The organism is Pseudomonas sp. LBUM1663, assembly GCF_059695905.1.
The window spans coordinates 2,814,242-2,839,827 of record NZ_CP166792.1 but is presented as its reverse complement, the minus strand read 5'-3'; the positions used below and the strand labels follow the sequence as shown (position 1 = coordinate 2,839,827).

Below are 25,586 nucleotides of genomic sequence, written 5' to 3'. Positions count from 1 at the left end.
TGGCAAGCTCCCTCGCCACAATAGTCACTGAAGACTGGCGGAGACTTTATCCGCCACATCCTTCGGCACCCACGCCTGCCACACCTCAGGATGCGCCTTCATGAACGCCTGCGCCGCCTGACGTGGCGGGGTGTGCTTTTCGCTCATTTCAGCCAGCGCCTTGTTCAAGGGGTCGATCGGAAAATCGACCTTGCTGAAGAAATCAGCAATCTGCGGGTACTGCTTCTGAAAAGGCGTAGACACACCAATCGACAGCTTCGAGGCCAGCGAGCGCGTCGGTTTCGGATTGGGGTTGTCAGCGTCCGTCAGGGTTTTCCAGGCTTCGGCATCAAAGGGCGGCTCCTCCAGCTGAATCAGCTTGAAGCGCCCGAGCAGCGGCGTCGGTGACCAGTAATAAAACAGCACCGGCTTGCCACGACGGATCGACGAACTGATCTCTGCATCCAGCGCTGCGCCGGAACCGCTGCGGAAATTCACATAGCTGTCGTTCAGGCCATAAGCCGTGAGTTTCTGTTTGTTCACCACTTCCGATGTCCAGCCAATCGGGCTGTTGAGGAAGCGCCCCTTGCCCGGGCTTTCCGGATCGCTGAACACATCCTTGTACTTGGGCAGGTCGCTGACACTGCGCAAACCTGGGGCCAGTGGCTTGATGCCCTTGGCCGGGTCGCCCTTGATCACATATTCCGGCACCCACCAGCCTTCAGTTGCACCCTTGACCGTGTCGCCCAGGCTCACGACCTTGCCCTCGGCTTCAGCCTTGACCCAGACCGGGCTGCGACCGGCCCACTCCTCGCCAATGACCTGAATGTCATTATTGGCCAAGGCGGTTTCCAGGGTGATGGTGGTCCCGGGCAAGGTGTCGGTCGGCAGGCCGTAGCCCTTCTCGACGATGATCCGCAGGATGTCGGTGATCAGGCTGCCACTTTCCCAGTTCAGGTCGGCAAAGTGGATCGGCGCCTGGGCAGCGGATACCGGAACGGGCGAACTCAACACCCCTAACGTGGCCAGGGCAACGGCCAACAACCGTCGAAATCCTTTCATGCTTTTGCACCTCGTGCTGTTCACAGCAATAGCAGGATGGCCTGACAGAAGACCGCAAGCCTCTGAATACTCAGTCAACTGACTGTAGTAGAGGTTCCTGCTTTCGAGGGGTGTGATTTAATTTTCGGAAGTTTCCTGCAAGCGTGCCAGCTCTCTTCTTACCATGCTGGCGTAAGCCGCCGGGCGCAGCGTGTAAATCTGTGACGCCACCCACGTCAGCCAGCCCCCCTGCAGAACAGCCTTGTGCTCGAACAGTCGTCGGGCTTCGACGTGCGCACTGGCCTGGTTCTGCTCGTGGAAATCGGCGCGGGTCAGGGTCATTACTCGCTGGCCTTGAACGTGATCAGTTCGCCTTTGCGCCACTTGGCGGCTTTGGCGGTCACGGCTTTCAGGGTTTTGGTCAGGCCTTCCTGCAACTGCTGGTGCGCGGCGAAGACCATCACCACGCTATGACCTTCCTTGAACACAATCGCGTGACCTTCCGCAGTAGTGACAAAGGCGTAATCGCCCAGCCCGTAAACCGTCAGTTTGATTTCACGGAACTTGATGTCGAGCTTGCCGCCTTCACGACTGGGCAGAACCGAAGCGCTGAAATGATCGCCGACCTTGAGCTTCAGCCCCGGCTTGTCATCGACCACCAGCGCATCTTCGGTGTCGATCTCGGCAATGTAAATGCCTTCAGCGTTCTGTTCGGTGATGTAAACGAAACGTGACTGAAACTGTTTAACCAGCTTTGCGCGCAAATCACCCAGCACGAACAAAGCATGCATATCGAGATTACTTACTGCCAAGGAAACATCCCCACATCTGAAAATGATGCCGCACGCAGAAAAGGCGCACAGCAGAAAAAAGCGGCCATGCCGAAGTTTTGCCGTAAGACCCGGGTTGAAATCTTGAGCCGAGCAGAGCGCTCATGCCTCGCGAGGTCACTGAGATTACTGGAATATCGCTCGCGCCGTCCTCTGTGAAAGTCGTCAGATGTTGAAGGAAAACGCCCTTCTTGCAGCCAGAGGAAACCGGATTACCAACTTTAGGGAAAAAACTCTCTAAAAAAAGCACTTTTCCGACATATCGCAAGTAAAAAATTGCTTTAGATGAACACCGTTCGCCCACCAATGCAGGTGATTCTAGAGCAGCGATGCTCACCGAGACTACCCAAAACGACGTACACACGTCGGTAAAACAATGAAAAGGACTTCACATGTGCACCCTGACTCACTTCGCTTCCCCCCAGGCAGCGCGCGCAAACAATTACGCCCCGTTGCACCCGGCGGCGTTCCAGCCGCATCAATTGCAGCCTGAAAGCCTACTGCTGCCACGCTTCCAGGTCGTGCTGGCCGGTAACGCCTTCTTCCATATCAAGGAAATTTCCACGGGTCGTGTAAGAGGTTTCCGTGGCTGCCATAACGAAGCCTGCGCACTTGCCCGCTCACTTGAATCTCGCCTCTGACGCGCTCGCCTGCCTTCATGTCTATAGACGTTTCGTCATGCCGGCGACTTAACTCAGCCGCCGGCAGGCAACTACTGCCATACTGCCCGACCAATGAAATCCGTCCCCAGGACGGACGGCATTCAACACAACACTCTATTTCCAAGGGAAGGCAGCTACGTGACGGAATTTGATATCGGTGAGTTTTTTATCCGGGGCGAAGCCAGAGAGGTCGAAGGCGAATTCCAGGCAGTCATTGTCATGCGTGCCAAACCGCCGTTGACCACGGTGACGTATCACCAGGTCGAGAAGGATCGCTGGTTCAAGACCTCGGACGTCGCCGCCATCGCCGCCAAAGAAGCTGCCCAGGCTCTGAAAACTGCTGTCGATGAAGGTGCATTGAAAGCCTGATCGCCGGATTTGCAGTCTATGCTCTCTCCTGCTTCCCCACATCGCAATCGAACTCCTGAAGCGCGGCCCCCTCAGATGCCATGAAGCCGCACCTCAGATCTCGCACTCGACGCGACCCGCAAGGAGATGAAGATGGATTCACCTACACACGACTTGAAAGGCTTGTTCGACCAGCTCGGCCTGGACTCCAGCGAGAAAGCCATCGACGATTTCATCGCCAGTCATTCGCCGCTGGCCGACGACAAGAAACTCATCGATGCCGAGTTCTGGACGCCGCAACAAGCAGGCTTCCTCAAAGAACAATTGCGTGAAGACGCCGATTGGGCGCGGGTGGTCGACGACCTGAACCTGCGCATGCACCAGATTCACTAGCTCGCCTGTCTTCCGTCTGCGATAAACCTGTGGCGAGGGAGCTTGCTCCCGTTGGACTGCGCAGCAGGCCCGTCTTGGGGTCGCTACGCAGCCCAGCGGGAGCAAGCTACCTCGCCACAGTTGAGTTTCAGACTTGCTCACCGGTTATCAGGTTGAGCATCTAGCGAGGACTCTGCGGCTTGTACCCCAACCGCAAACCACCCCAATGCCTGCCTTTAAGCATGATAGGCACCGAAAGGTCGTGCATCAGTTCACCAGTGTCACGGGTGTAGGTCTGCAACAACACCGGCTGTTGATGGCTCCCACAGCGAATACCAGTGCGGTCGGCGAATTTGCGCTTGGTGCGGTTTTGTAGCGTATCAACCTGCGCATCGCCGGTCAGCGGCTGACTGAAGATTTTGTTATGGGTGGGCACGTAACCCTGCTGAGTGCAGGCGATGGCAAACACCAGGCCTTCGTGGCGCGGCAGCAACGGTTCCTGGATGGCGGGCAAGACCTGATCGGTGTAGCGATCGAAACGCGTCTGAAACTTGGCCGGGCTGGTGTTCGGGATCGCCTGGTAACTGCGATCAAACAGGTCATCGAGGCTGACACGGCCCTGATCGATATCCGCTTCGAAACGTGCGGCAATCTGGCTGGCGCCTTCGCGGGCCAGGTCATAAATCCTTTGGTGGTAGTCATCCAGTCCGACTTCGGCCAGACGCTCGCTGATGGTTTCGGCCTGACCCTCCATTTGCACCGCTGCCTGAGCCAGGCGCTGAGTCTGTTGGTCGCTGATCGCCAGGTCGCTGCGCATCTGTTCGATGGCGTGGAACAGGCTGTCGAGTTGTTCGCGGTTGGTGTCCGCCCCCTTGGCAATCTCCCCGACTTGATGCTCGACGCCAGCGGCCAGACGCGCAATGTTTTCCAGGTGCTGGCCGGTGTGCTCGACCTGCTCGACACCGGTGTCGAGATCGCTGGACAGTTGCCGGATCTGCTCCACCACCTGCGCCGTGCGTTGCTGGATATCGGCGACCATCTCCCCGACTTCGCCAGTCGCCGTCGCCGTGCGCGCCGCCAGACCGCGAACCTCATCCGCCACCACCGCGAACCCCCGACCATGTTCCCCAGCCCGAGCCGCTTCAATCGCGGCGTTCAAGGCCAGCAGGTTGGTCTGACTGGCGATGGACTGAATCACCAGGGTGACCCGTTGAATATCGTCACTGCGCAGGCTCAGGGCTTCGATCAGTTCACGGCTGTTACTGGCGCGCTGACTGAGCTGATGCATGCGGCTGATGGACTCGATCAGTTCCGTGCGCCCTGCCGCGCTGCTCTGATGAGCTTCGCTGGCGGCACTGAGGGCTTCGCGGCTGAGTTTCGAAGTGGCTTGTTCGGTCGCGATCATCACTTCGGCATTGCTGACGATTTGCGCCGCCGCGTCGAGTTGCGATTGCAGTTTGTCGGCCAGTTGCTTGACCGAAAAGGCCACGCCCGCGGCCGACAAGGCGTTATGACTGGTGGTATAGGAAAGATCGCGAGTCAACTCGGCGATGGCGCTGGCGCCGTCGACAGTTGTTGCTTCGGGCGTGGCGCGCGAGCGCAGGCGAGGCAACCAGATCACCAGCACCGCCATTGGCAGACAAAGGTAAAGCGACCAGCCACCCAGCGCCATGCCACACAGCAAGAGCATCAGGGCGATGCTTTGCAGGGTTGGCGTCAGCCAAAGGTTTTTCGGCAAAAACACTGGTGCAGGCACTGCCGCAACCAGAGATCCGTCTCTCGTCATCTTCGTCACCCCATGTACCTTCTAATTGTTGTGCCTGCATTAAACGCCACTACAGGGCCATTATCTATGGTCCATTAGTAGTGGTCGTTACAGCAGATCAATAGAAGTGCTTGAGGTTTTCGCAGACGACAAAAAGCATCGCGGGCAAGCTCGCTCCCATAAGTTCGATGTGAACCCTGTGGGAGCGTGGCTTGCCCGCGATGCGGAGCGTTACGGAATCAGGCCTGACGCTGGTGCTTGTCGATCTGTTCGTGACGCTCTTGCGCTTCGATGCAGTATTTGGTGGTCGGGCTGATCAGCAGGCGTTTCAGGCCGATGGCCTCGCCGCTGTCGTCGCACCAGCCAAAGCTGTCTTCTTTGATGCGTTCCAGAGCCTGTTCCAACTGAGGCAGCATGCGCTGGTCGCGATCAATCGCGTTCACCAGCCAAGTGCGCTCTTCTTCGACAGAAGCAGCGTCGGCCGGATCGGCTGGAGTGTCCAGGCTCTCGATGGCGATGCGGTTCTGTTCGATGCGCTCATGGGTTTCGACTTTCATGTTCTGCAACAGCTCGTAGAAGAAAGCATGTTGCTCGGCATTCATGTAGTCATCCGCCGGCATGGCCAGCAACTTGTCCTTTGTCATTGATATCTCTATAAAAAAACGTGCATTAAGGCGAATTAGGGAGCGTTCCGGTGGACCAGGTCTGGCCATCGGAAAGGCGCCGTTTATTCCAAGCGCCACCCGGCACTCAATTTACGAGGGCCGGCAGTCTAAGGCCGACTTGAGGCCTCAGCAACTGAAAAGACAGCGAATTTGTCCGACAAAGCCCGGAAAGTGCTCTATGGCAGCCTCTGCGGTGATTATCGGAGTGCGTTTATAGCAAGAAATTCAATCGAGCGGCTGTATAGAGAAGACAAACGGCTGCGCCACGCGGGTCAGGCGTGGCGCATTGGCTGTCCGTTCTACGACTCAGCGCTTGAGTTTACGCTTGTTGCGGTATTGGTCGATCACCACAGCCACCACAATAATCAGCCCCTTGATGATGTCCTGAATATACGCATCCACCCCGACAAAGGTAAACCCGCTGGCCATCACCCCGAGAATCAACGCACCGATCACGGTGCCGGTGATGCGCCCGACGCCACCGGCCAGGCTGGTGCCGCCGATCACCGCCGCGGCAATCGCGTCCAGCTCATAGGACATGCCCATCCCCGCCTGCCCGGTCGCCGCACGTGCCGAGGCCACGACACCCGCCAGACCGGCCAGCAACCCGGCGATGCTGTAGACGATCACCAAGTGACGCTTGACGTTGATCCCCGAGGTGCGCGCCGCCTGCATGTTGCCGCCGATGGCGTAGGTGTACTTGCCGTACTTGGTGTAGCGCAGGGCAATGTGAAAGATCACCGCGACGACCAGGAAAATGATCACCGGCATGGCGCCATGTCCGATGGCCGTGTAGGAATCCGAGAGCATGCTCACCGGCTGACCTTCGGTGTAGAACCGCGCCAGGCCACGCGCCGAGACCATCATGCCGAGGGTGGCAATGAACGGCGGAATCCCGGTGATGGCAATGATGCTGCCGTTGATCGCGCCGGCCAGCAGCCCGACGCCGAGCCCGGCGATCACCGGAATCCACACGGGCAAGTCAGTCAGTGACGGAAACACCGCCCGGGCGAAATCCGAGGTCTGGGCCAGGCTCGCGGCGATCATCGCCGACAGCGCCAGCACCGAACCGGAGGACAGGTCGATACCGGTGGTGATGATGACCTGGGTCACGCCAATCGCCAGCAGGCCGATGATCGACACTTGCAGGATCATCAGCACCAGACGCTGGGAGTTCATCAGGAAGCTCTGGTCGCGCACGATCCAGCCGAAGACCTCGAAGACCAGGCCGATGCCAATCAGCACCAGGAAGATACTCAACTCGGTCGGAAAGCGCCGGCGACTCTTGACCGGTGCCGTTGCTGGCTTGTTTTCCAGTATCGCGTTCATAACCCACCTTCAATAGAAATCTGGCATCGAATACATACCCTGTGACCAGTGATTGCCTGTGGCGAGGGAGCTTGCTCCCGCGCCACAAGTAAACTCAATCACCACAGAACTGTGCCCACCTTTGATTTAATGAACCGCGGACATCCCCGAGGCCAGTTGCATGACTCGCTCCTGGGTCGCTTCGCTGCGGTCGAGGGTGCCCATCAGGTCGCCCTCGTGCATGACCATCACCCGGTCGCTCATGCCCAGCACTTCTGGCAGCTCCGAGGAAATCATGATCACCGCCATGCCTTCGCTGGCCAGGTAGGAGATGAGCCGGTAGATCTCGGCCTTGGCGCCGACATCGATGCCGCGGGTCGGCTCGTCGAGGATCAGGATGCGTGGATTGGTCATCAGCCAGCGCGCCAGCAAGGCTTTCTGCTGGTTGCCGCCGGACAAGGTGTCGATGCACTGCTCAAGCGACGGGGTTTTCACCCGCAGTTTCTTGCACATGTCTTCGCACAAGACCCGCAAAGCTTTCTGCTGGATGAAGCCGTGGCCGGCGTAATGCGGCAGCACCGCCATTTCCATGTTCTCCAGCACCGACAGGCACGGGAACAGGCCGCTGAGCTTGCGATCCTCGGTCAGCAACGCGAAGCCCTTCTCGATCGCCATGTGCGGATCGCTGATGCGCACCACTTCGCCATCGAGGCGAATCTCGCCACCGTCGCTCGGAGTGATGCCGAAAATTGCTTCGGCGACGTTGGTGCGGCCCGAGCCCATCAACCCGGCGATGCCGAGGATCTCACCGGCGTGCAGGTCGAAGGACACCCCTTTGAAAATGCCGTCCAGTTTGAGGTCGCGCACCGACAGCAACAGATCGCCAATCGGTTTCTCGCGCACCGGGAACAACTGGCTCAGCTCGCGACCGACCATCATCGAAATGAGGCTGTCGCCGTCCATGCTGTCAGCCCGTTGCAGGCCGATGTAGGCGCCGTCACGGAACACCGCCACTTCATCAGCGATGGCGAACACTTCGTTCATTTTGTGGGTGATGTAGATGATGCCTTTGCCCTGGCTTTTCAGGTCGGCAATGATCGAGAACAGGTGGGCGACTTCCTTGTCGGTAATGGCCGAGGTCGGTTCGTCCATAATCAGGATGTCGGAGTCGTAGGACACGGCTTTGGCAATCTCGACCATCTGCCGTTCGGCGATGCTCAGGTTGCCGACCTGCTCCTCCGGGTCGAGGTTGATCCGCAGTCGTTCGAGCAGTTTCGCGGTGCAGCGGTGCATCTCGCGGTGATCGATCATGTGCAGACCGTTGAGCTGCTCGCGGCCGATCCAGATGTTCTCGGCGATGCTCATGTGCGGCATCAGGTTGAGTTCCTGATGGATCATTGCGATCCCGGCCTGCAGCGCGGCCAGCGGTGTATCGAACACCACCGGTTTGCCGCGAAGGCGCAGCTCACCTGCATCCGGCTGGTAGATGCCGGCGATGATTTTCATCAGGGTGGACTTGCCCGCACCGTTCTCGCCCATCAGCGCCAGGACGGAGCCGGGGCGCACCCGCAGCTGCACGTCGGACAACGCCACCACACCGGGAAAACCTTTGCTGACGTTGATGATCTCCAGCAGGTACGGCTCATCGACAGGTAGTGCGGTTGGCTGGATACCCACCAACGGGGTGCTCGAAGCAGTCGCTGAAGCGAACATGATCAGGTACTCCATCAGCAAGGTCGCGGTGGCAACCTTGCGTGCTTATTGTTGTTATGGGGCGGACGGCCTATTTGAACGTGTCGACGTTTTGCGGCGTGATCAAGCGGTATGGCACCCACACGGCCTGTTCAACCGGCTCGTTTTTGGCCATTTTCACAGCGGTGTCGATGGAGCCGTCGGCCTGACCTTTGGCATCCTGAAACACCGAGACCGCCAGGCTGCCTTTCTTGATCGCGTTCAAGCCATCCGGCGTACCGTCGACGCCAGCGATCAGCACGCTGCCCTTGTCGACGCCGGCCTGTTGCAGGGCCATCGCGGCACCAATGGCCATTTCGTCGTTGTTGGCCACGACCGCATCGAACTTGCGGCCCTGGGTCAGCCAGTCGTTGACCAGGGTCATGCCTTTATCCCGCAGCCAGGTACCGGTCTGTTCTTGCTCGATCTTGATGTTCGGGTATTTGGCCAGCACCTCTTTCACGCCTTTGGTGCGGTTGGTGGTGGAGTTGTTCGCGAGGTCGCCCAACAGAATCACGATGTCACCCTTGCCGCCCATTTTGTCGGCCAGGTATTGCATCTGCATTTCACCGGCTTCCAGGTCGTTGGACGCTACCGTGACCACACCTTTAGGCAGCTTCAGGTCATCGGGACGACGGTTGACGTAGACCAGCGGGATGCCGGCCTTGACGGCGGCTTCGGTGATTTTCTTGGTGGCGGCGGTGTCCACCGGGTTGACCACGATGGCATCGACTTTCTGGCTGATGAAGCTTTCGACCTGGCTCAACTGCTTGACCACGTCGCTGCGGGCGTCTTCGAATTGCAGCTGCACGCCATCGGGATAGGACTTGGCTTTCTTGTCCATGGACTCGCGCAGGTAGGTCAGCCAGGTGTCATCGAACTGGGACATGCTGACGCCGATCTTCATGTCGGCGAGTGCAGCGCCACTGGCAAACATCAGGGACAAGGCCAGTGAGGCAAAACGGATCTTGGTCTTCATGAAAAGTCTTTCTCCACATTCTTGTTGGTTTTATGGATGAGGCGTGACGATTTTCAGTAAGCAGGCAAGCGGGAAACGCGTTTAAAACCTGTGCGAGGCAGTTCGCTGGAAATGACTTTATTGGAATATTATTTCTATATCAACTCATTTTAGAATTTTATTCTGATTTTATTCCATGACGCTCAAATGGGTTTAATTCCACCGCCTGACGCCGCTCGAAGCTCAGCCGCGCAGCGTCTAGAACGCGGGTGGTCGCCAGTGCATCACGGGCTTCGACAGGCAGTGGGCCACCGCTCTGTAACGCGGTTTGTAGCTGCAAATAGAACTGATTCCAGCACCCACGCTCCGAGGGAACGCGCTCGCGCACTTCGCCCTGTTCGAACCAGCCCCAACTGCGATGCTCTTCCACGCCCCAGCGCTCACCCTCGGATTTCGGCGACAGCCCGGCGAGCGCCGAGGCTTCCTGCCCGTCCAGACCATCGACGCTGTAACAACCTTGAGTGCCGGTCACGCGGAAACGCGGGCCGGGGGTGTTTTGCAGGCAACTGCCGCCGAGGTGCGAGACCACTCCGTTGGCGTGGGTCAGGGACACAAAGAAGCCGTTGTCGAAGGCCTGGCCTTTTTCCTGGTAATCCAGTTCGGCGTACACCCGGTTCACCGGGCCGAACAGCAGCAACGCCTGATCCACCAGATGACTGCCAAGATCACGCAGGAAGCCGCCGCCACTGCCGTTGTTTACCGACTGCGGCGAGTAACGCTCGATCCGCGATTCGAAACGGGTGACCTGGCCCAGGGCGCCGGACTCAATGAGCTTGCGCACGGTGAGGAAGTCCGAATCCCAGCGGCGGTTCTGGTAGACGCTGAGCTGTACGCCCTGGCGCTCGGCCATGGTGATCAGGGTTTGGGCTTGCTGCGCATCGGCGGCAAACGGCTTGTCGCTGACCACCGCCACGCCGTGTTCGATACCATCGAGCACCAATGCCGGGCGGCCCTTGAGCGGTGTGGAAATCACCAGCACATCGACGCCGGCTTCCACCAGTTGGCCGATGCTGTCGAAGGCCGGTACGCCGGGGTGTTCGGCCGCCAGCAACTGTCGGCGTTCCGGGGAACGAGTGACCACGCCCACGAACTTCGCCGCTGGCAGACTGCTGATCAGCGGAGCATGGAAAAACCGGCCGCCATGGCCGTAACCGACAAGTCCGATGCGCATGAAAATGTTCTCCTTATAAATAGCTGCCGGATATACACGCCCCCTGTGGGAGCGAGCCTGCTCGCGATAGCGGAGTGTCAGCCGACATTAATGTTGAATGTGCTGGCGCTATCGCGAGCAGGCTCGCTCCCACAGGGGACGGTGCTCAACCGTAGAAACGGGGGCGGTCAGGGAGTGTGAGTTTTACGATCTGGCCGCTGTTTTGGGCTTCGATGCAGGCGTCGGCAGCGACGGCGGCGGCAAAGCCGTCCCATGCTGACGGGCCACCGACCTGCCCCGCTCGCACGCCATCAATGAACGCCTGCAACTCAACGTCGTAGGCGGCAATGAAGCGATCCTTCCAGTCCATCAAAATCGCGTTCGACAGCTTCGCCCCGCTGCGCAGTTGAACCTGCGAAGGCTCCGGCAGTTTGGCGATGCCGGTCTCCCCCACCACTTCGCACTGGATGTCGTAGCCGTATTGGCAATTGACGAACACTTCCACGTCGATGCGTGTGCCCTTGGCGGTTTCCAGCAACACAATCTGCGGGTCTTTCAAATGCGCGAGGGCCTTGCTGCTCTTGCGCGGGAACACCACTTGCACCGACACGTAATCGTCGTCGAGCAACCAACGCAGCACGTCGAGTTCGTGGATCAGCGTGTCGGTGATGGCCATGTCGGTCTTGTAGTTCTCGCCCACAGTCGGGTTGCGGTGCGCGCAATGGAGCATCAGCGGTTCGCCGATCTGACCGCTGTCGATCACCGCTTTCAGTGCGCGATACCCTTCGTCATACGGACGCATGAAACCGACCTGCACCAAGCGCTTGCCGTGGGCCACTTCGGCCTCGACGATGTTGCGGCAGCCTTCAGCGGTGACGGCCAGGGGCTTTTCGCAGAACACCGGTTTACCCGCTGCAATCGCCGCCAGCACAAACGCTTCATGGCTCGGGCCCCAGGAGGTGACGAGGATCGCTTCGACTTCCGGCGCGTTGATCAGCGCCAGGCCGTCGGGATAGACCTCGGCGGTCAGTTTCAGGTCGGCAACGACCTTGGCCGCTTGCTGCAAATTGATGTCGGTGACGGCGACCACCTGGCTGTTGAGCAAGGTCTGGCTGCAACGACGAATGTGATCCTGGCCGATGGCCCCGGTGCCGATGACGCCTAACTTTAATGACATGTAAGGACTCCTTGGTGTTCGATTCAGGGCAATCAGTACTGACGGGCCTTGACCAGTCGTTCATTCAGGGTCTTGGCCACTGCGTTGGTGCGGGCGCTGGTGGAGACTTGCGCCACGCCGACCCGCCACCACGACAGATAGCCGTGAATCATGGTTTTGGGCAGGACCTTGATGTCGATCAGCGTCGACACCGTCTGCAAGCGCGCATCCGCCAGCGCGGCTTTCAGCTCGTCAGCGGTGTTCACTTTGTAAGTCTTGCAGCCATAGGCCGCCGCGCTCATGGCGAAATCCACCGGCACGAACCCGCCATCGAGCTTGCCGGTGTCCGGGTTGCGGAAACGGAATTCGGTGCCGAAGCTGTCCATGCCGTTACCCATCTGCAGGTTGTTGATGCAGCCGAAGGTCATGTTGTCGAGCAGCACCACGTTGATCTTGCGTCGCTCCTGGATCGAGGTCGCCAGCTCCGAGTGCAGCATCATGTAAGAGCCGTCGCCGACCAGCGCATACACCTCGCGATCCGGCTCGGCGAGTTTCACGCCCAAGGCGGCGTTGACCTCGTAACCCATGCAGGAATATCCGTACTCGACGTGGTAAGTGTTCACGCCCTTGCTGCGCCAGCTGCGCTGCAAGTCACCGGGCAGGCTGCCGGCGGCGGCGACGATCACGGCGTCATCGGCGAGGGTTTCGTTGAGCACGCCGAGCACACGACTCTGGGTCAGGCAGGAACCGGTCAGCTCGATGAATTCGCGCAGGACTGCCGGGTCCATGGGGTCGTTGATTTCCGGTGTGAAGTCTTGGCTCTGGTACTCGATCTGATAGAGCCGATCGACTTCCTCATCCAGCTGAGCCTTGGCCTGACGCGGTTGATCACCCCATGCGGACCGGTAATCGCTCAAGGCTTCGGCCAAGGCCTGCAAGCCGATTCTGGCGTCCGCCAGCACTTGCACGCCATCCAGTTTCAGGGCATCGCACGGGCTGATATTGAGGTTGAGAAATTGCACGTCCGGATGCTGAAACAGGGATTTCGACGCGGTGGTGAAATCGCTGTAGCGGGTGCCGATGCCGATGATCAGGTCCGCCTCTTTGGCCAACAGATTTGCGGCCAGGCACCCGGTTTCGCCAATCCCGCCGACGTTGAGCGGGTGGCTGGACACCACCGCGCTCTTGCCGGCCTGGGTTTCGGCGAAGGGAATATCGAAGCGCTCGGCAAACGCCTGCAACGCTGCATTGGCACCGGAATAACGAACCCCGCCGCCGCAAATGATCAGCGGTTTGCGCTTGCCTTTGAACAGCGCCAAGGCGTCGCCAAGCATCGCTTCCGTGGCCGGACGTCGCTCGATTCGGTGCACGCGTTTTTGCAGGAAATAATCGGGGTAATCGTAGGCCTCGGCCTGCACGTCTTGCGGCAAGGCCAGAGTCACCGCGCCGGTTTCGGCAGGGTCGGTGAGCACGCGCATGGCGTGGATCGCCGCCGTCATCAACTGCTCGGGACGGTTGATACGGTCCCAATATTTGCTCACGGCCTTGAACGCGTCGTTGGTGCTGATGCTCAAGTCGTGGAACTGTTCGATTTGCTGCAACACCGGGTCCGGCTGCCGGCAGGCGTAGACATCGCCGGGCAACAGCAGCAAGGGGATGCGGTTGGCGGTGGCCGTCGCGGCGGCAGTCAGCATGTTCGCAGCGCCCGGGCCTACGGACGAGGTACAGGCGTAGATTTTGCGCCGCAGCTGTTGCTTGGCGAAACCGATGGCGGCGTGGGCCATGCCTTGCTCGTTGCGGCCCTGATGGACGATCAGGTCGCCGCTGTCCTGCTCCAGGGCTTGACCCAGGCCCAGCACGTTGCCGTGGCCGAAAATGGTAAAGATCCCGGCCACGAATTTGCTCTGGACGCCATCGACCTCGATGTACTGGTTATCGAGGAATTTCACCAAGGCCTGGGCCATGGTCAGTCTTGTTGTGGTCATAACCGATCCTTCAATACACGAAGAAACCTTGTGGGAGCGGGCTTGCTCGCGAAAGCGGCGGCACATTCAACATCTAAGTCGCCTGACACACCGCTTTCGCGAGCAAGCCCGCTCCCACAGGGGATCTTCATTAGCCTTGAGATTTTTGCAGGTGGTTCATGCTCGCGCCGATCGCCTGTTCGATATCGGCCAGGCCATGGACGCTGTCGGAAAACGGTTCGAACGACAGGTAGCCGCTGTAACCACCGCTGAGCAAGGTGTCGATTTGCGCCGCGTTACCGAGGATGTCGCCCTCGCCCACCAGCACCCGATGGCCGTCGCGGATTGTCGCCAACGGTGCCTCGGCATCTTCGACGCCGGAAAGGTGCACCAACCCGGTCAGTTCGGGGAAAAACTCGGACTCGCCCGCAAGGTGATGGTGAAAGGTGTCGTGTACCAACCGGAACACATCCAGCCCACCGACAGCCTTGATCGCCTCCACCGCCGTGCGCTTCAGACGCAGCGAGCACTCCTCGAAGCCCAGCGGCTCAATGAATCCGAGAATGCTGTGATCGCGCAGGATCGGCGCCAGTTCACTCAAGGCAGTGCGCAACCCGTCGGCGCGTTCGGCTTCGCTGCGCATATCGGTACGATCATTCAGCGGACACATGACCAAACCCTGCGCGCCGCAATCCCGGGCATAAGCCGCCAGTTTCAAGGCCTGTGCCCGGCGCTCGTCATTCCACACATCAAACGGGTACAGCGCGTTGATTGACAGCACGCTGATGCCTTGGGCCGCGCACAACTCGCGGACGTGCACGGGCGCGGTGCCGTCTTCGATCTCGACGCCTTGCAGGTCGTTGCGAATCTCGATGGCGTCAGCCTTGAGGGCCACCGCCAGGTCGATGAACGCGGGCAGGGACAAGCGTGGGGCGACCATACGGTTCAGGGCGAAACGCAGGGGTTTGCTCATTATTGTTGTTCTCCGCACAGGTGAATCACTTGGCCGTCGGCATGCTGAATTCAGGGCCCTTGGCGATGCTGTCGGGCCAGCGTTGCATCACGCTTTTGTAGCGGCTGTAGAAGCGGATGCCTTCTTCGCCATAGGCGTGATGGTCGCCGAACAGCGAGCGCTTCCAGCCGCCAAACGAGTGCCACGCCATAGGCACCGGAATCGGCACGTTGATACCGACCATGCCGACCTTAATGGTGCGGGCGAAGGCTCTGGCAATGCCGCCGTCGCTGGTGAAACACGACACGCCGTTGCCGAATTCGTGGGCGTTGATCAACGCCACGGCGCTGGCAAAGTCCGGGACGCGAACGATGCCCAAGACCGGTCCGAAGATTTCCTGCTGATAAATGCTCATCTCGGTCGTGACGTGATCGAACAGCGTCGCGCCGACGAAGAAGCCGTTCTCGGCTCCCGGCACCTTGAACCCGCGACCGTCGACAATCAGCTGCGCGCCTTGCGCCACGCCTTCATCTATGAAGCCTTCGACCTTGGCCTTGTGTTCCGCCGTCACCAACGGTCCCATGTCGCTGTCGCCCTGCATGCCGTTGCCGACCTTGAGCTGATCGATGCGCGGCAGCAGCTTGGCAATCAGCTGGTCACCGACATCACCCACCGCAACGGCAATAGAGATCGCCATGCAGCGCTCGCCGGCCGAGCCGAAAGCCGCGCCGATCAAGGCGTCTGCGGCCTGATCCAAATCCGCGTCCGGCATGACGATCATGTGATTCTTCGCCCCGCCCAGCGCCTGAACCCGCTTGCCGCGCGAAGTAGCCTGCTGGTGGATGTACTCGGCAATCGGCGTCGAACCGACAAAGGAAATCGCCTCGATGTCCGGGTGTTGCAGCAACGCATCGACTGCCGACTTGTCGCCCTGGACCACGTTGAACACGCCGTCCGGCAACCCGGCTTCGGTCAGCAGGCGAGCCATCAGCAAACTGGCAGACGGGTCGCGCTCGGAGGGTTTGAGGATGAAGCAGTTACCGGTGACCAGCGCCAGCGGGATCATCCACAGCGGCACCATCACCGGGAAATTGAACGGCGTGACGCCGGCGCACACGCCCAGTGGCTGGCGCAGGTTCCAGTTATCAATGCCGCCACCGATATTGTCGCTAAACTCGGTTTTCAGCAGGCTCGGCGCACCGCAGGCGTATTCCACGATTTCGATGCCACGGGTGACTTCGCCCTTGGCGTCGGAAAACACCTTGCCGTGTTCGCGGCTGATGATTTCGGCCAGTTCATCGTGATGACGGTCGAGCAGTTCCTTGAACTTGAACATCACCCGCGAACGGCGCAGGGACGATTGCTCGGACCAGGCCGGGAACGCTTTCAGGGCCGAGGCAACGGCATCGTCGACGGTCTTCGAACTGGCCAGCCCGACGCGCGCTTGCACCTCGCCGGTCGCCGGGTTGAAGACATTGCTGAACCGCTCGCTGCCGCTGTCTTGCACTTGACCGTCGATGTAATGGCCGATGACCGGGGCGTTGCTCATTGTTCTTGTTCTCCGTGCAGAAAGTGAGATTCAGAGATCAAGCAGCCAACTGTGCTGCGGATCGTTATGGAACTGCCAGACGCGTTTCGGGCCGGCCATCACGTTCAGGTAATACGACTCGTAACCGTAGGGCACGCTGACCGGGTGATAACCTTTGGGCACGATCACGAGGTCGCTGTTTTCCACGGCCATGGCTTGATCGATGCTGCGGTCGTCGGTGTAGACGCGCTGGAACACGAAGCCCTGGGGCGGGTTGATCTGGTGGTAATAGGTTTCTTCGAGAAAGCTCTGGTGCGGCAGGTCGTCGGTGTCGTGTTTGTGCGGCGGGTAGCTCGACGAGTGTCCCGACGGCGTGCGCACTTCCACCACCAGCAGCGAATGGGCGGGGTCGGTGTCTGGCAGGATGTCGCAGACGTAACGGGTGTTGGCGCCCTTGCCGCGCACGCTGCGCTTCATGCTCTCGGGTTTGATCAGCCGTGGGCCGAGGCCTTTTTCGGTTGAGCCCGGTGCGGCGCAGACGGCGATCTGCACATCGCTCAACGCAACGACCTGAGCCTGACTGCCCGGCGGCAGATAAGCGGCGAACGGCGATTTGTCTTCGAACACCGACTGGCGATCGCCGATATTGTCCCAATTGAAGGCGCCCTGCCCTGGCGCCTCGCCCTTGAGGCTGATCCGACCGCTGAGCAGCACCAGGCACAGCTCTTTATCGCCCGCCGCCACCGGCAAGGTTTCGCCCAGGCTCAAGCGGTAAGCAGCGAAGCCGACGTATTCCAGCTCATCTTTACCCAACTCGACCATGGTTCGGCCACGGGCGTTGCTTTTGACCAGCAGGCTCATAAGGCAATCCTCTCGTCGAGCAACGCACGCAGGGTGTCATAGCCTTTTTTCGCGTAGACATAGCTCGGCGCCACGGCCGGGTCTTGCTCGGCCTCGACCACCAACCAGCCGTGGTAATCGTTGTCCAGCAACACATCGAGCAGCGCGGCGAAATCGATGTCGCCATCGCCGGGCACGGTGAAGGTGCCGTTGATGATGCAGTCCGGGAAGCTCCACAAGTTATTGCGCGCCAGTTGCACCACCGGTTTGCGCACGTCCTTGAAATGCACGTGGCAGATGCGTTCGATGTGTTTGCGCAAGACGTGCAACGGCTCGCCGCCGCCCATGTAGCAATGACCCGAATCGAACAGCAGACCGACTTCGCTGCCGGTCAATGCCATCAGCTTGTCGATGTCGGCCGGGGATTCAACGTAAGCGCCCATGTGGTGGTGATAGGCCAGGCGCACGCCTTGGGACAGGGTGAAACGCGCCAGTTCGGTGAGCTTGTCGGCGTATTCCTGCCAGGCCTGCTCGGTGTGAAAACGCGGGCGTTCCACCAAGGGGATGCGCTGACCCTGAATCGAGTCGGCCACTTCACCGTAAACCAGCACCTTGGCGCCGTTCTTCGCCAGCAGCTCGACGTGACTGCCGATGGCGTCGATTTCCTCGGCCACCGAACGGCGCGCCAGACGGCTGGAATACCAGCCAGACACCAGCGCCAGATCGTAAGGCCGCAGCACGTCCCCGACGCCTTTGGCATCTTTGGGGAATTTGCCGTTGAGTTCGAAACCTTCGTAGCCGATCTCCTTGCCTTCGCTCAACGCGGTGCTCAGCGGCGTCTCGCCACCGAGGGACGGCAAGTCGTCGTTGCTCCAGGAAATCGGGTTGATGCCAATTCGGATAGCGGGCATGGCTGCACCTTTTGTTGTTTTTTCTAAAATGTTCAACAGATCACCTGTGGCGAGGGAGCTTGCTCCCGCTCGGCTGCGAAGCAGTCGTAAAACCTGTGCATGCGGTTTAGCTGATACACCGAGCCAGTTGAATGGGGACTGCTTCGCATTCCAGCGGGAGCAAGCTCCCTCGCCACAAACAGCTCCATTAATCAGGTGCGTTGTTCAAGCGCGGGCGGTGCGCCAGGCGTCGATGAGTTCGACGAAGGTGTCCTGCACCTGGCGGATCAGCGCTTCATCGTCGATTTCACCCGCCAGCCACGCGCGGCTCGGTTCCTGGAATATCGTGCGGCCCACGGCGAAACCTCGGCATGTCTGGCTCTGGCTCGCTTGCTGAAACCCTTCGGCCAGTGCCGCCGCCGGCGCATTCAGCCCCAGCAACACCACGCCCCGGCAATACGGATCGCGTTCCTGAATCAACTCATCAAGCTGTTTCCACTCCTCGGCACTTTGCGCTTCGATCTTCCACCACGCCGGGTAAATCCCCAGGTTGTAGAGGCGTTTCAGCGCGCGATACAGCACGTCCGGATACGTCGACGGATGATCCTTCGGCGGGATGATTTCCAGCAGCAGTTCATGACCGCTGACCTGGGACGCCTGATACAACCCCTTGATCTGCGCTTCCTGTTCCAGGCGCAGCAACGGCTCGTCATCGGGATGAAATTGCACCAGGCACTTGATGATTTGCTCTTGCGGCCAGGCAATCAGGTTGCTGCCAATCGAGCGTCCATGTTCAAACGCCAACGGCCGCGAGCCCTGCACTTCCACCGGCCGCGCCACCCACCAGCCACGACCGGTGGCGGCGTTCAGCGAGTCCTGGCCGAAACGTTGATCCGCCAGCAAGCCGACATCAGCCTCGATCCCTTGCTCACGCAAATCCGCTTCAACCCGCTCCACGGCTTTGATAAAGAGTTGCTTGAGTTCGCAGATAGCGTTGAGGTCGCGGCCGCCCTTGTGCGCCAGTTCCACCAGTTGTCCACGGTGATCAAAGGCAAAGATGAACAGCTGCTTCCACTGTTTGCGCGGCACGCTGACCTGATGCAGACGCTGCAGCACTTCGTCCTGATCCGGCCGGGTAATCGGCACCGGGCTGTTGAACAGGTAATCGAGTTCGGCCCGGGTCGGCATCGCCGGGGCGCAGGCATGGCGCGACACCACCAGACCGCCGCAAGCATTGGCCAACTGGCAGCAACGCTCATCGCTGGCGTCCTCCAGCCAACCGCTGAGGAAACCCGACATGAACGCATCGCCGGCCCCCAATACGTTGAGCACTTCCACCCGAACGCCAGGGTAAATCGCCCCGTCTTCAAGCCGCACCGGAATCACCCCGCGAATCACCGTGCAACCCTGCGGGCCAAGCTTGACCACCAATGTTGCATCGCTCAGACGCCGCACATTACGCAACGCCGTGAGCAAATCCTCCGAACCGCCCGCAATCAAAAATTCCTCTTCAGTGCCGACAATCAGATCAAAACGCGGCAGGATTTTCTGCACATGCTGGCTGACGTTCTGATCCGCCACAAAGCGCGTCTCCCCATCAGCCTTGCCCGCCAGCCCCCACAACACCGGCCGATAATCGATATCCAGCACCCGTTTGACGTTGTGTTTCTCGGCGTAATCCAGCGCCTGGATGCTCGCCTTGTAGACGCCGTCGGTGGAGAAATGCGTGCCGGTGATCAGCAAGGCTTTGCTGGAGGCAATAAAGGCTTCGCTGATGTCTTCGGCCCGCAGCGCCATGTCGGCGCAGTTTTCGCGGTAGAAGACTAAAGGAAAGGTTTCGCGGTCCTTGAGACCGAGCAGGACCATGGCGGTCAGGCGTTCCGGATCGACTTTGACGCCGCTGACGTCACAGCCTTCACGCGCCAGGGATTCCAGCAGGAACCGGCCCATGTGGTCGTCCCCGACCCGGCTTAACATCGCCGATTTCAGCCCCAGCCGAGCGGTGCCGAACGCAATGTTGGCGGACGATCCCCCAAGGTATTTGGCGAAGCTTGAAACATCTTCCAGCCGCGCCCCGACTTGCTGCGCATAGAGGTCGACGCCAAGGCGCCCCAGGCAAATCAGATCCAATTGACGCCCACTGGCAAAACGAGTCTGGCCCATGCTGGCTCCTGTTATTTTTATCAGCCTGCGTTCGGGGCGATGAAGGCGCCGAACGCTCTTGGTGGGATGCAGACTAAAACGACCGGGACCGAACAATCAATAATTATTCCAAATAATTTTTACGTGGAATATTTTTTCCAATAAACTTTTACAAAAGCATTCCAGACACAGTGCATCGTTTCAGCAAACCGCACGCCGGCCGCAAGCTCAAGATTTTATTCCGGCCTACCCTGTAGACTGCGCACAGCCAACCTATTGTCAGGGGACGACAAACATGTCAGCCCTATAAGAACAAGCCAGAAGGATTCCCTATGTCCCGCACCGATCAGCCGGCTACGACCGAGAGCACGCCCGACAGCGATCTCGTCAGCCCCCCGATCAATGCCGAGCGTCTGTTGCAGCTGATCACCAACGAATACGAAAGCCTGCCGCGCCAGCTCAAACGCATCGCCAGCTACATGAGCCAGCAAAGCGACCGGATCATGGTCGACCGCATCAGCGACATCGCCCGCGAGTGCGAAGTCCACCCGTCGGCCATCGTGCGGTTTTCCCAGCGTTTCGGATTCAGCGGTTTCAGCGAGATGCAGGCCCTGTTCCGCGAGGCCTACACGCACAAGACCACGCCGGTGCAGAACTACCAGCAACGCATTCGCAGCATGATCGCCAACAAATCGCAGAAAGCCAGCGGCGGCGACCTCGCCCGCGAGTGCATCGACGCGACCCTGTCCGGCATCGAGCGACTGGGGCAAGAACTCGATGACGAGGCTTTCGACAAAGCCGTGGACCTGGTGGTCAACGCCGACAACATCTACGTGGTCGGCGTGCGCCGCTCCTTCGCCGTGGCCGATTACCTGGTCTACAACCTGCAACACACCAACAAACGCATCCACCTGGTCTCCGGCCTCGGTGGCAGCTACCGCGAGCAGATGCGCAGCGTGCGCGCCAATGACCTGGTGATCGCCATCAGCTTCACCCCGTACGGCAAGGAAACCCAACACTGCCTGCGCATCGCCCAGCACAACCAGGCGAAAACCCTGATCATCACCGACAGCAACCTCTCGCCCCTGGCCAAACGCGCCAACACCGTGCTGCTGGTCAACGAAGGCAGCTCGTTCGCCTTCCGCTCGTTGAGCGCGACGTTGTGCTTGTGCCAGGCGCTGTTCATCGCCGTGGCCTATCGCCTGGAATTGAAGGTCGACGAGATACACGAGCAGGTCGGTTTCGAGGATTAAGCAAGGCCGTTTGCAGGTCGCAAAACCTCAGCTAAGGTAGTCCATCCCGACATGGACACCTGAAGGAGCGGCGCAATGAAACTGATCGGCATGCTGGATTCGCCCTACGTGCGGCGCGTGGCCATTTCCGCCCGGCACCTGGGCATCGACCTGGAGCACGAATCGGTTTCCGTGTTCCGCCACTTCGAGCACTTCCAGCAGATCAACCCCGTGGTCAAGGCGCCGACCCTGGTGCTGGACGACGGCGAAGTGCTGATCGACTCGACCCTGATCATCGACTACCTCGAAGCCCTGGCCGGCCCCGGCAAAAGCCTGATGCCCGGCGACCTCAAGCAACGGCTGCGCGCATGGCGCCTGATCGGGCTAGGGTTGGCGGCGTGCGAAAAGTCAGTGCAGCTTTACTACGAACGCAACCTGCGTCCGGCCGAAATTCAATACCAGCCGTGGGTTGAGCGCGTTGAAGGCCAACTCGCCGCAGCCTATTCAGCGCTTGAACGCGAGCTGGAAAAGCAGCCACTTGCAAACGGCGCCTTGATCGGACAAGACGGCATCACCCTCGCCGTCGCCTGGAGCTTCACCAACCTCGTGACCCCGGATCAGGTCGATGCCTCACGCTTCCCGCGTATCGCCGAATTCACCGCGCAGGCGGAAAAGCTTGAGGCCTTCATCAGTACCCCGATAACCTGACCGGCCCCTTCGAACGGACCCAACCATGACCGCCGCCGAACAACCTGCCCCGGCGCTGCACGACGGGTCCACTATGCGCTTTCTGCGACTGGCGACGAGTACGCGGGATAATCGATGTAGCCATGCGCTCCCCCGCCGTAGTAAGCCTCCCTTCCCGCTTCGGCCAGTGGCCAGCCATGGCGCAAGCGATTGACCAGATCGGGGTTGGCTATAAACGGCCGGCCAAACACAACCAGGTCGCTTAATCCTTCTTCGATGGCCTGCTGCGCTGTTTCAAGGGTGAACCCGCCCGACACCATCAAGGTGCCGTCGTAAGCTGCGCGGAAGTCTTTTTGAAAGTCCGGCGTGCCGAGATGACTCGCATGCAAGTAGGCAATCTGGCGTTGCGACAGTGCTCCGGCCAGAGCGAGCCAAGTGGCCTCTTCGCCATCGAACGGGTGCAGGTCCGCCAGGTGGGCAAAAGGCGACACGCGTACACCCACCTTCGAACTGCCGATCTGCGCACTCACCGCATCGACCGTCTCAAGCAGCAATCGCAGGCGATTCGCAATCGGTGCACCACCGTAACGGTCTTCACGCGTGTTGAAGCCGCCGTTGATGAACTGTTCAAACAGATAGCCGTTGCCGGCGTGAATCTCGACGCCATCAAAACCTGCCGACATGGCATTGGCCGAGGCCAGGCGAAAGTCTGCAATGACCTGCCGAATACCCTCAGCATCCAAAGCCACGGGCGCACTCACCGGAACTTGCGCAGGCTTGCCGTCGCTGTCGTAAGCATGCACCAACATTTGAGAGGCGGGCATGGCCACAGGCGCGACAGGTGAGCATCCGTCCAACAATGAAGAATGCGAGACGCGCCCCACATGCCAGAGCTGGAGGAACATGCGTCCCCCGGCTTGATGAACCGCATCAGTCACCCGCTTCCAGCCTTCAATTTGCGCTGCGCTGTGGATCCCCGGGGTATACAGGTAGCCACGTCCCTGCGGAGAAACCTGCGCGCTTTCACTGATGATCAGGCCGGCTCCGGCGCGCTGGGCGTAGTAGGTCGCCATGTCTTCAGACGGCACGGTGCCCTCGACGCGAGCGCGGGTCATCGGCGCCATGACGATGCGATTGGGCAGCAACTGACCCGCAAGGTCATAAGAGTCGAAAAGTGATGACATGAGTGATTCCTCCGCCTGATCTCAGGCATGTGACGGGAAGTACGGCAGAACGTGCTCGCCGAGTTCGTCGAGGATTTCGCCATAGGGTTGACGGCTGACCTTGGGGTTGAGCGCGATATGCGAGACACCGGCAGATTGCGCGTGCTCCAGGTAATTGCGCAGGCCATTGCGCCCCGCCCGGAAGCCGCCCTGGATGCGCTGGAATGGCTGATCCGGCTTGTCGCTGAGGTCGAAATAGCCGCCCAGGCCCAACGGTTTGAAAGCGTTGCGGTTCTCGGCCTCCTGCACGGCGGCGTGCCAATTCTCGCCCAACGATGCCAACCGCTCTGGGCTTTGGACGCCGGCAAGATAACCATCAAGGTGCTGAGCCAACCATTCAACGCTCTGTTGCGCCTGGCCGACAGCAATTGAGGGAACGCGGCCATACGGCGCTTTCGGCACCAGGTCCAGGTTTCCGTGTGAGCCACCGAATCGCTCGGAGCGGAAACGCGGAAAGCTCTGCTCGATCAGGGTTCGAAACACCGAAAAGGCTTCACGGTAGCGATCGCCACGGGATTCATAATCGATGCCCAGCATCGGGTAATCACTGTATCGATCACCCGAGGACAGCCCCAACACCAGTCGACCTTCACTGAGTTGATCGAGGGACGTCGCTTGCTTGGCCAGATACATCGGATCACGGGTCGGCAGCACAATACCCGTGGTGCCCAGGACAATGCTGCGGGTGGCGGCGGCCAGGTAACCGATGTAGACCAGCGGCTCAAAGATCTGCGCCACATCGCCATAATCCGGGTCGTAGAAAGGTATGTCGCGCATCCATAAGGCACCAAAGCCCAGCGCTTCGGCGCGTTGCGCCATCTCCACGTGATCACGCATGGTCGGCGCCGGTCTGCCCGGGTGGGTTTCGAGGGGCAAAATCAGGCCAATCGTAAGCGCTTGCGGTTTAAACAAGCGTTGAAACCCGGGATGGCGCTCAAGCGAAGGATGGGCGGTCGGTAACGTGGCAGGTTGAGCTGGCGGCGAGAAGTGTGTGGCGGTAGTCATGATGGCAGTCCCGTGAGTGACGATGACTGACATATTTATTGATTCCTCAGGCTCGATAAACAGCAGTTCGAGACCGTTACACGGTCCACTGAGTCCCCAATATCGCTATCTTTCCCAAGGCACGCCTGTTTCCCAGCGCTCGATCAACAGGTCAATAAACCTGCGAACGCGGGGGGACAGGTGACGCTTGCTGGTGTAGACGACTCTGATGGGATCAGGAGGTGCGCGAAAGGATTTCAACACTTCAACTAACGTGCCGTCGCGCAGGTCGTTACCCGTAATGTAGGTCGGCAGATGAATCAGGCCGATGCCTGCCAGCGCCGCCTCTCGCGTGGCTTCTGAACTGTCGATGTTCAGTCGCCCCGGCTGTTCGTACAGATGAAGGCCGGCAGGTGTCTGGTAACGCCAGACGGTCGGCCGCTCGCCACTGAACAACGCGATGGTGTCATGCCCGACAAGGTCAGCGGGCGTTTGCGGCACGCCGCGTTGGGCCAGATAAGCAGGCGATGCACACGTCGCGAATTGCTGCCACGCCACGGTACGGGTAAATAATTGGGAGTCATCTTTGGGCATGCCAATTCGTATGGCGATGTCGATGCCCTCCTCGACCAGATCAACAAAACGATCGGTAAACCAGACATCCGCCCGCAGTTCAGGCCACTGCTTCAGATAAGCATCCAGAATCGGCAGAATGTGGCGCTGACCAAAGGACAGCGGTGCCGTGAGCTTAAAGGTGCCGGTGGGCCGCCCTCGGCGCAAGGCCATGGTCGCTTCCACTTCATCCAGGTCTTCGAGAATCTGACGCCAGCGCTCATAGGCGACCTGCCCCTCGTCCGTCAGGCTCAGTTTGCGCGTCGTGCGATTGAGAAGCCGTGCGCCCATCCGGCTTTCCAGGCGAACTATACTTTTTCCCACCGCCGACCGGGTCAGACCGAGAGAGGCCGCCGCCGCGGTAAAGCTTCCAGCCTTTACGGCGCAGACAAATGCAGCGATGTCACCAAAACGGTTGGCTTCCATGGGTCGCTTTACTCCAGGACATGCAGAGAGTGTATGCGGAGCATGAGGCCCATCAAATTTCCTGTTCATTTATCAATAGGA

The 25,586-nt window shown here is 59.8% G+C and carries 24 protein-coding genes; 5 read left to right on the top strand and 19 right to left on the bottom strand.

Going from position 1 to position 25,586, the window contains the following annotated elements:
- Positions 1–24: 24 nt before the first annotated feature.
- From ACA075_RS13015 to ACA075_RS13005, 3 genes are all read right to left on the bottom strand, one after another.
- Positions 25–1,041, bottom strand: coding sequence for an ABC transporter substrate-binding protein (locus tag ACA075_RS13015; protein WP_219093896.1), 1,017 nt, complete (start codon positions 1,039–1,041; stop codon positions 25–27).
- A gap of 117 nt (positions 1,042–1,158) precedes the next feature.
- On the bottom strand, positions 1,159–1,362 hold the full coding sequence (locus tag ACA075_RS13010; protein WP_403097083.1) for a hypothetical protein: 204 nt from the start codon (positions 1,360–1,362) through the stop codon (positions 1,159–1,161).
- A complete protein-coding gene (locus ACA075_RS13005) occupies positions 1,362–1,832 on the bottom strand; it encodes a hypothetical protein (protein WP_497298835.1) in 471 nt (156 codons plus the stop codon). Before ACA075_RS13005 ends, ACA075_RS13010 begins: the two co-directional genes overlap by 1 nt.
- 410 nt (positions 1,833–2,242) lie before the next feature.
- On the opposite strand from ACA075_RS13005, the gene ACA075_RS13000 reads away from it, so the two are divergent.
- The 3 genes from ACA075_RS13000 to ACA075_RS12990 all read left to right on the top strand — a co-directional run bounded on the left by ACA075_RS13000 (position 2,243) and on the right by ACA075_RS12990 (position 3,253).
- The gene (locus ACA075_RS13000; protein ID WP_497298834.1) at positions 2,243–2,491 is read left to right on the top strand and encodes a hypothetical protein; all 249 of its coding nucleotides are present in this window, start codon (positions 2,243–2,245) and stop codon (positions 2,489–2,491) included.
- A 159-nt stretch (positions 2,492–2,650) separates the two neighbouring features.
- A complete protein-coding gene (locus ACA075_RS12995) occupies positions 2,651–2,881 on the top strand; it encodes a hypothetical protein (RefSeq protein WP_010459643.1) in 231 nt (76 codons plus the stop codon).
- Between the two features lie 132 nt (positions 2,882–3,013).
- Entirely contained in the window at positions 3,014–3,253 is a 240-nt protein-coding gene (locus ACA075_RS12990) for a DUF2789 domain-containing protein (RefSeq protein ID WP_033057641.1), read from the top strand.
- Between the two features lie 160 nt (positions 3,254–3,413).
- On the opposite strand, the gene ACA075_RS12985 is transcribed toward ACA075_RS12990, so the two are convergent.
- The 13 genes from ACA075_RS12985 to ACA075_RS12925 all read right to left on the bottom strand — a co-directional run bounded on the left by ACA075_RS12985 (position 3,414) and on the right by ACA075_RS12925 (position 20,362).
- On the bottom strand, positions 3,414–4,637 hold the full coding sequence (locus tag ACA075_RS12985; RefSeq protein ID WP_497299245.1) for a methyl-accepting chemotaxis protein: 1,224 nt from the start codon (positions 4,635–4,637) through the stop codon (positions 3,414–3,416).
- Between the two features lie 599 nt (positions 4,638–5,236).
- Positions 5,237–5,641, bottom strand: a complete 405-nt coding sequence (locus ACA075_RS12980; protein WP_010459637.1) for a TraR/DksA family transcriptional regulator — start codon at positions 5,639–5,641, stop codon at positions 5,237–5,239.
- Positions 5,642–5,968: 327 nt separating this feature from the next.
- Positions 5,969–6,991 carry an ABC transporter permease gene (locus ACA075_RS12975; protein WP_461958470.1) on the bottom strand — a complete coding sequence of 341 codons (1,023 nt, stop codon included), beginning with the start codon at positions 6,989–6,991 and terminating at the stop codon, positions 5,969–5,971.
- 126 nt (positions 6,992–7,117) lie between these two features.
- On the bottom strand, positions 7,118–8,683 hold the full coding sequence (locus tag ACA075_RS12970; RefSeq protein ID WP_497298832.1) for a sugar ABC transporter ATP-binding protein: 1,566 nt from the start codon (positions 8,681–8,683) through the stop codon (positions 7,118–7,120).
- 70 nt (positions 8,684–8,753) lie between these two features.
- On the bottom strand, positions 8,754–9,680 hold the full coding sequence (locus ACA075_RS12965; RefSeq protein WP_010459630.1) for a sugar ABC transporter substrate-binding protein: 927 nt from the start codon (positions 9,678–9,680) through the stop codon (positions 8,754–8,756).
- Positions 9,681–9,837: 157 nt separating this feature from the next.
- Entirely contained in the window at positions 9,838–10,890 is a 1,053-nt protein-coding gene (locus tag ACA075_RS12960) for a Gfo/Idh/MocA family protein (protein ID WP_497298831.1), read from the bottom strand.
- Positions 10,891–11,035: 145 nt separating this feature from the next.
- Positions 11,036–12,046 (bottom strand): bifunctional inositol 2-dehydrogenase/D-chiro-inositol 1-dehydrogenase, encoded by a 1,011-nt coding sequence (gene iolG / locus ACA075_RS12955; RefSeq protein ID WP_497298829.1) that lies wholly within the window; start codon positions 12,044–12,046, stop codon positions 11,036–11,038.
- A 32-nt stretch (positions 12,047–12,078) separates the two neighbouring features.
- Positions 12,079–14,010, bottom strand: coding sequence for a 3D-(3,5/4)-trihydroxycyclohexane-1,2-dione acylhydrolase (decyclizing) (gene iolD, locus ACA075_RS12950; protein WP_497298828.1), 1,932 nt, complete (start codon positions 14,008–14,010; stop codon positions 12,079–12,081).
- A 130-nt stretch (positions 14,011–14,140) separates the two neighbouring features.
- Positions 14,141–14,962 carry a TIM barrel protein gene (locus ACA075_RS12945; RefSeq protein ID WP_497298827.1) on the bottom strand — a complete coding sequence of 274 codons (822 nt, stop codon included), beginning with the start codon at positions 14,960–14,962 and terminating at the stop codon, positions 14,141–14,143.
- A gap of 25 nt (positions 14,963–14,987) precedes the next feature.
- Complete coding sequence (locus ACA075_RS12940) at positions 14,988–16,490, bottom strand: CoA-acylating methylmalonate-semialdehyde dehydrogenase (protein ID WP_497298826.1); 1,503 nt, start codon at positions 16,488–16,490, stop codon at positions 14,988–14,990.
- Between the two features lie 30 nt (positions 16,491–16,520).
- Positions 16,521–17,330, bottom strand: a complete 810-nt coding sequence (iolB, locus tag ACA075_RS12935) for a 5-deoxy-glucuronate isomerase (protein WP_497298825.1) — start codon at positions 17,328–17,330, stop codon at positions 16,521–16,523.
- On the bottom strand, positions 17,327–18,220 hold the full coding sequence (gene iolE / locus ACA075_RS12930) for a myo-inosose-2 dehydratase (protein ID WP_497298824.1): 894 nt from the start codon (positions 18,218–18,220) through the stop codon (positions 17,327–17,329). Before iolE ends, iolB begins: the two co-directional genes overlap by 4 nt.
- Positions 18,221–18,424: 204 nt before the next feature.
- Positions 18,425–20,362, bottom strand: coding sequence for a bifunctional 5-dehydro-2-deoxygluconokinase/5-dehydro-2-deoxyphosphogluconate aldolase (locus ACA075_RS12925; protein ID WP_497298823.1), 1,938 nt, complete (start codon positions 20,360–20,362; stop codon positions 18,425–18,427).
- Between the two features lie 311 nt (positions 20,363–20,673).
- Between ACA075_RS12925 and ACA075_RS12920 the strand changes: the two genes are divergently transcribed.
- Entirely contained in the window at positions 20,674–21,594 is a 921-nt protein-coding gene (locus ACA075_RS12920) for a MurR/RpiR family transcriptional regulator (protein ID WP_109629879.1), read from the top strand.
- Positions 21,595–21,669: 75 nt separating this feature from the next.
- Positions 21,670–22,281: a glutathione S-transferase gene (locus ACA075_RS12915; RefSeq protein ID WP_497298822.1), complete on the top strand. Its 612-nt coding sequence runs from the start codon at positions 21,670–21,672 to the stop codon at positions 22,279–22,281.
- A gap of 71 nt (positions 22,282–22,352) precedes the next feature.
- On the opposite strand, the gene ACA075_RS12910 is transcribed toward ACA075_RS12915, so the two are convergent.
- From ACA075_RS12910 to ACA075_RS12900, 3 genes are all read right to left on the bottom strand, one after another.
- The gene (locus ACA075_RS12910; RefSeq protein ID WP_497298821.1) at positions 22,353–23,444 is read right to left on the bottom strand and encodes an alkene reductase; all 1,092 of its coding nucleotides are present in this window, start codon (positions 23,442–23,444) and stop codon (positions 22,353–22,355) included.
- Positions 23,445–23,465: 21 nt separating this feature from the next.
- The gene (locus ACA075_RS12905) at positions 23,466–24,488 is read right to left on the bottom strand and encodes an LLM class oxidoreductase (protein ID WP_497298820.1); all 1,023 of its coding nucleotides are present in this window, start codon (positions 24,486–24,488) and stop codon (positions 23,466–23,468) included.
- A gap of 105 nt (positions 24,489–24,593) precedes the next feature.
- Entirely contained in the window at positions 24,594–25,505 is a 912-nt protein-coding gene (locus ACA075_RS12900) for a LysR family transcriptional regulator (RefSeq protein WP_497298819.1), read from the bottom strand.
- Between the last annotated feature and the right edge of the window lie 81 nt (positions 25,506–25,586).

Bases quoted from the DNA above. Each gene is read 5' to 3' on its own strand.
- ACA075_RS12940 (WP_497298826.1), bottom strand. From the start codon at position 16,490: ATGAGCAACGCCCCGGTCATCGGCCATTACATCGACGGTCAAGTGCAA.
- ACA075_RS12975 (WP_461958470.1), bottom strand. From the start codon at position 6,991: ATGAACGCGATACTGGAAAACAAGCCAGCAACGGCACCGGTCAAGAGT.
- ACA075_RS12965 (WP_010459630.1), bottom strand. From the start codon at position 9,680: ATGAAGACCAAGATCCGTTTTGCCTCACTGGCCTTGTCCCTGATGTTT.
- ACA075_RS13010 (WP_403097083.1), bottom strand. From the start codon at position 1,362: ATGACCCTGACCCGCGCCGATTTCCACGAGCAGAACCAGGCCAGTGCG.
- ACA075_RS12960 (WP_497298831.1), bottom strand. From the start codon at position 10,890: ATGCGCATCGGACTTGTCGGTTACGGCCATGGCGGCCGGTTTTTCCAT.
- ACA075_RS12905 (WP_497298820.1), bottom strand. From the start codon at position 24,488: ATGACTACCGCCACACACTTCTCGCCGCCAGCTCAACCTGCCACGTTA.
- ACA075_RS12945 (WP_497298827.1), bottom strand. From the start codon at position 14,962: ATGAGCAAACCCCTGCGTTTCGCCCTGAACCGTATGGTCGCCCCACGC.
- ACA075_RS13000 (WP_497298834.1), top strand. From the start codon at position 2,243: ATGTGCACCCTGACTCACTTCGCTTCCCCCCAGGCAGCGCGCGCAAAC.
- ACA075_RS12970 (WP_497298832.1), bottom strand. From the start codon at position 8,683: ATGTTCGCTTCAGCGACTGCTTCGAGCACCCCGTTGGTGGGTATCCAG.
- iolG (WP_497298829.1), bottom strand. From the start codon at position 12,046: ATGTCATTAAAGTTAGGCGTCATCGGCACCGGGGCCATCGGCCAGGAT.
- ACA075_RS13015 (WP_219093896.1), bottom strand. From the start codon at position 1,041: ATGAAAGGATTTCGACGGTTGTTGGCCGTTGCCCTGGCCACGTTAGGG.
- ACA075_RS12920 (WP_109629879.1), top strand. From the start codon at position 20,674: ATGTCCCGCACCGATCAGCCGGCTACGACCGAGAGCACGCCCGACAGC.
- iolE (WP_497298824.1), bottom strand. From the start codon at position 18,220: ATGCCCGCTATCCGAATTGGCATCAACCCGATTTCCTGGAGCAACGAC.
- ACA075_RS12915 (WP_497298822.1), top strand. From the start codon at position 21,670: ATGAAACTGATCGGCATGCTGGATTCGCCCTACGTGCGGCGCGTGGCC.
- ACA075_RS12925 (WP_497298823.1), bottom strand. From the start codon at position 20,362: ATGGGCCAGACTCGTTTTGCCAGTGGGCGTCAATTGGATCTGATTTGC.
- ACA075_RS12980 (WP_010459637.1), bottom strand. From the start codon at position 5,641: ATGACAAAGGACAAGTTGCTGGCCATGCCGGCGGATGACTACATGAAT.
- ACA075_RS12985 (WP_497299245.1), bottom strand. From the start codon at position 4,637: ATGATCGCGACCGAACAAGCCACTTCGAAACTCAGCCGCGAAGCCCTC.
- ACA075_RS12900 (WP_497298819.1), bottom strand. From the start codon at position 25,505: ATGGAAGCCAACCGTTTTGGTGACATCGCTGCATTTGTCTGCGCCGTA.
- iolD (WP_497298828.1), bottom strand. From the start codon at position 14,010: ATGACCACAACAAGACTGACCATGGCCCAGGCCTTGGTGAAATTCCTC.
- ACA075_RS12910 (WP_497298821.1), bottom strand. From the start codon at position 23,444: ATGTCATCACTTTTCGACTCTTATGACCTTGCGGGTCAGTTGCTGCCC.
- ACA075_RS12990 (WP_033057641.1), top strand. From the start codon at position 3,014: ATGGATTCACCTACACACGACTTGAAAGGCTTGTTCGACCAGCTCGGC.
- iolB (WP_497298825.1), bottom strand. From the start codon at position 17,330: ATGAGCCTGCTGGTCAAAAGCAACGCCCGTGGCCGAACCATGGTCGAG.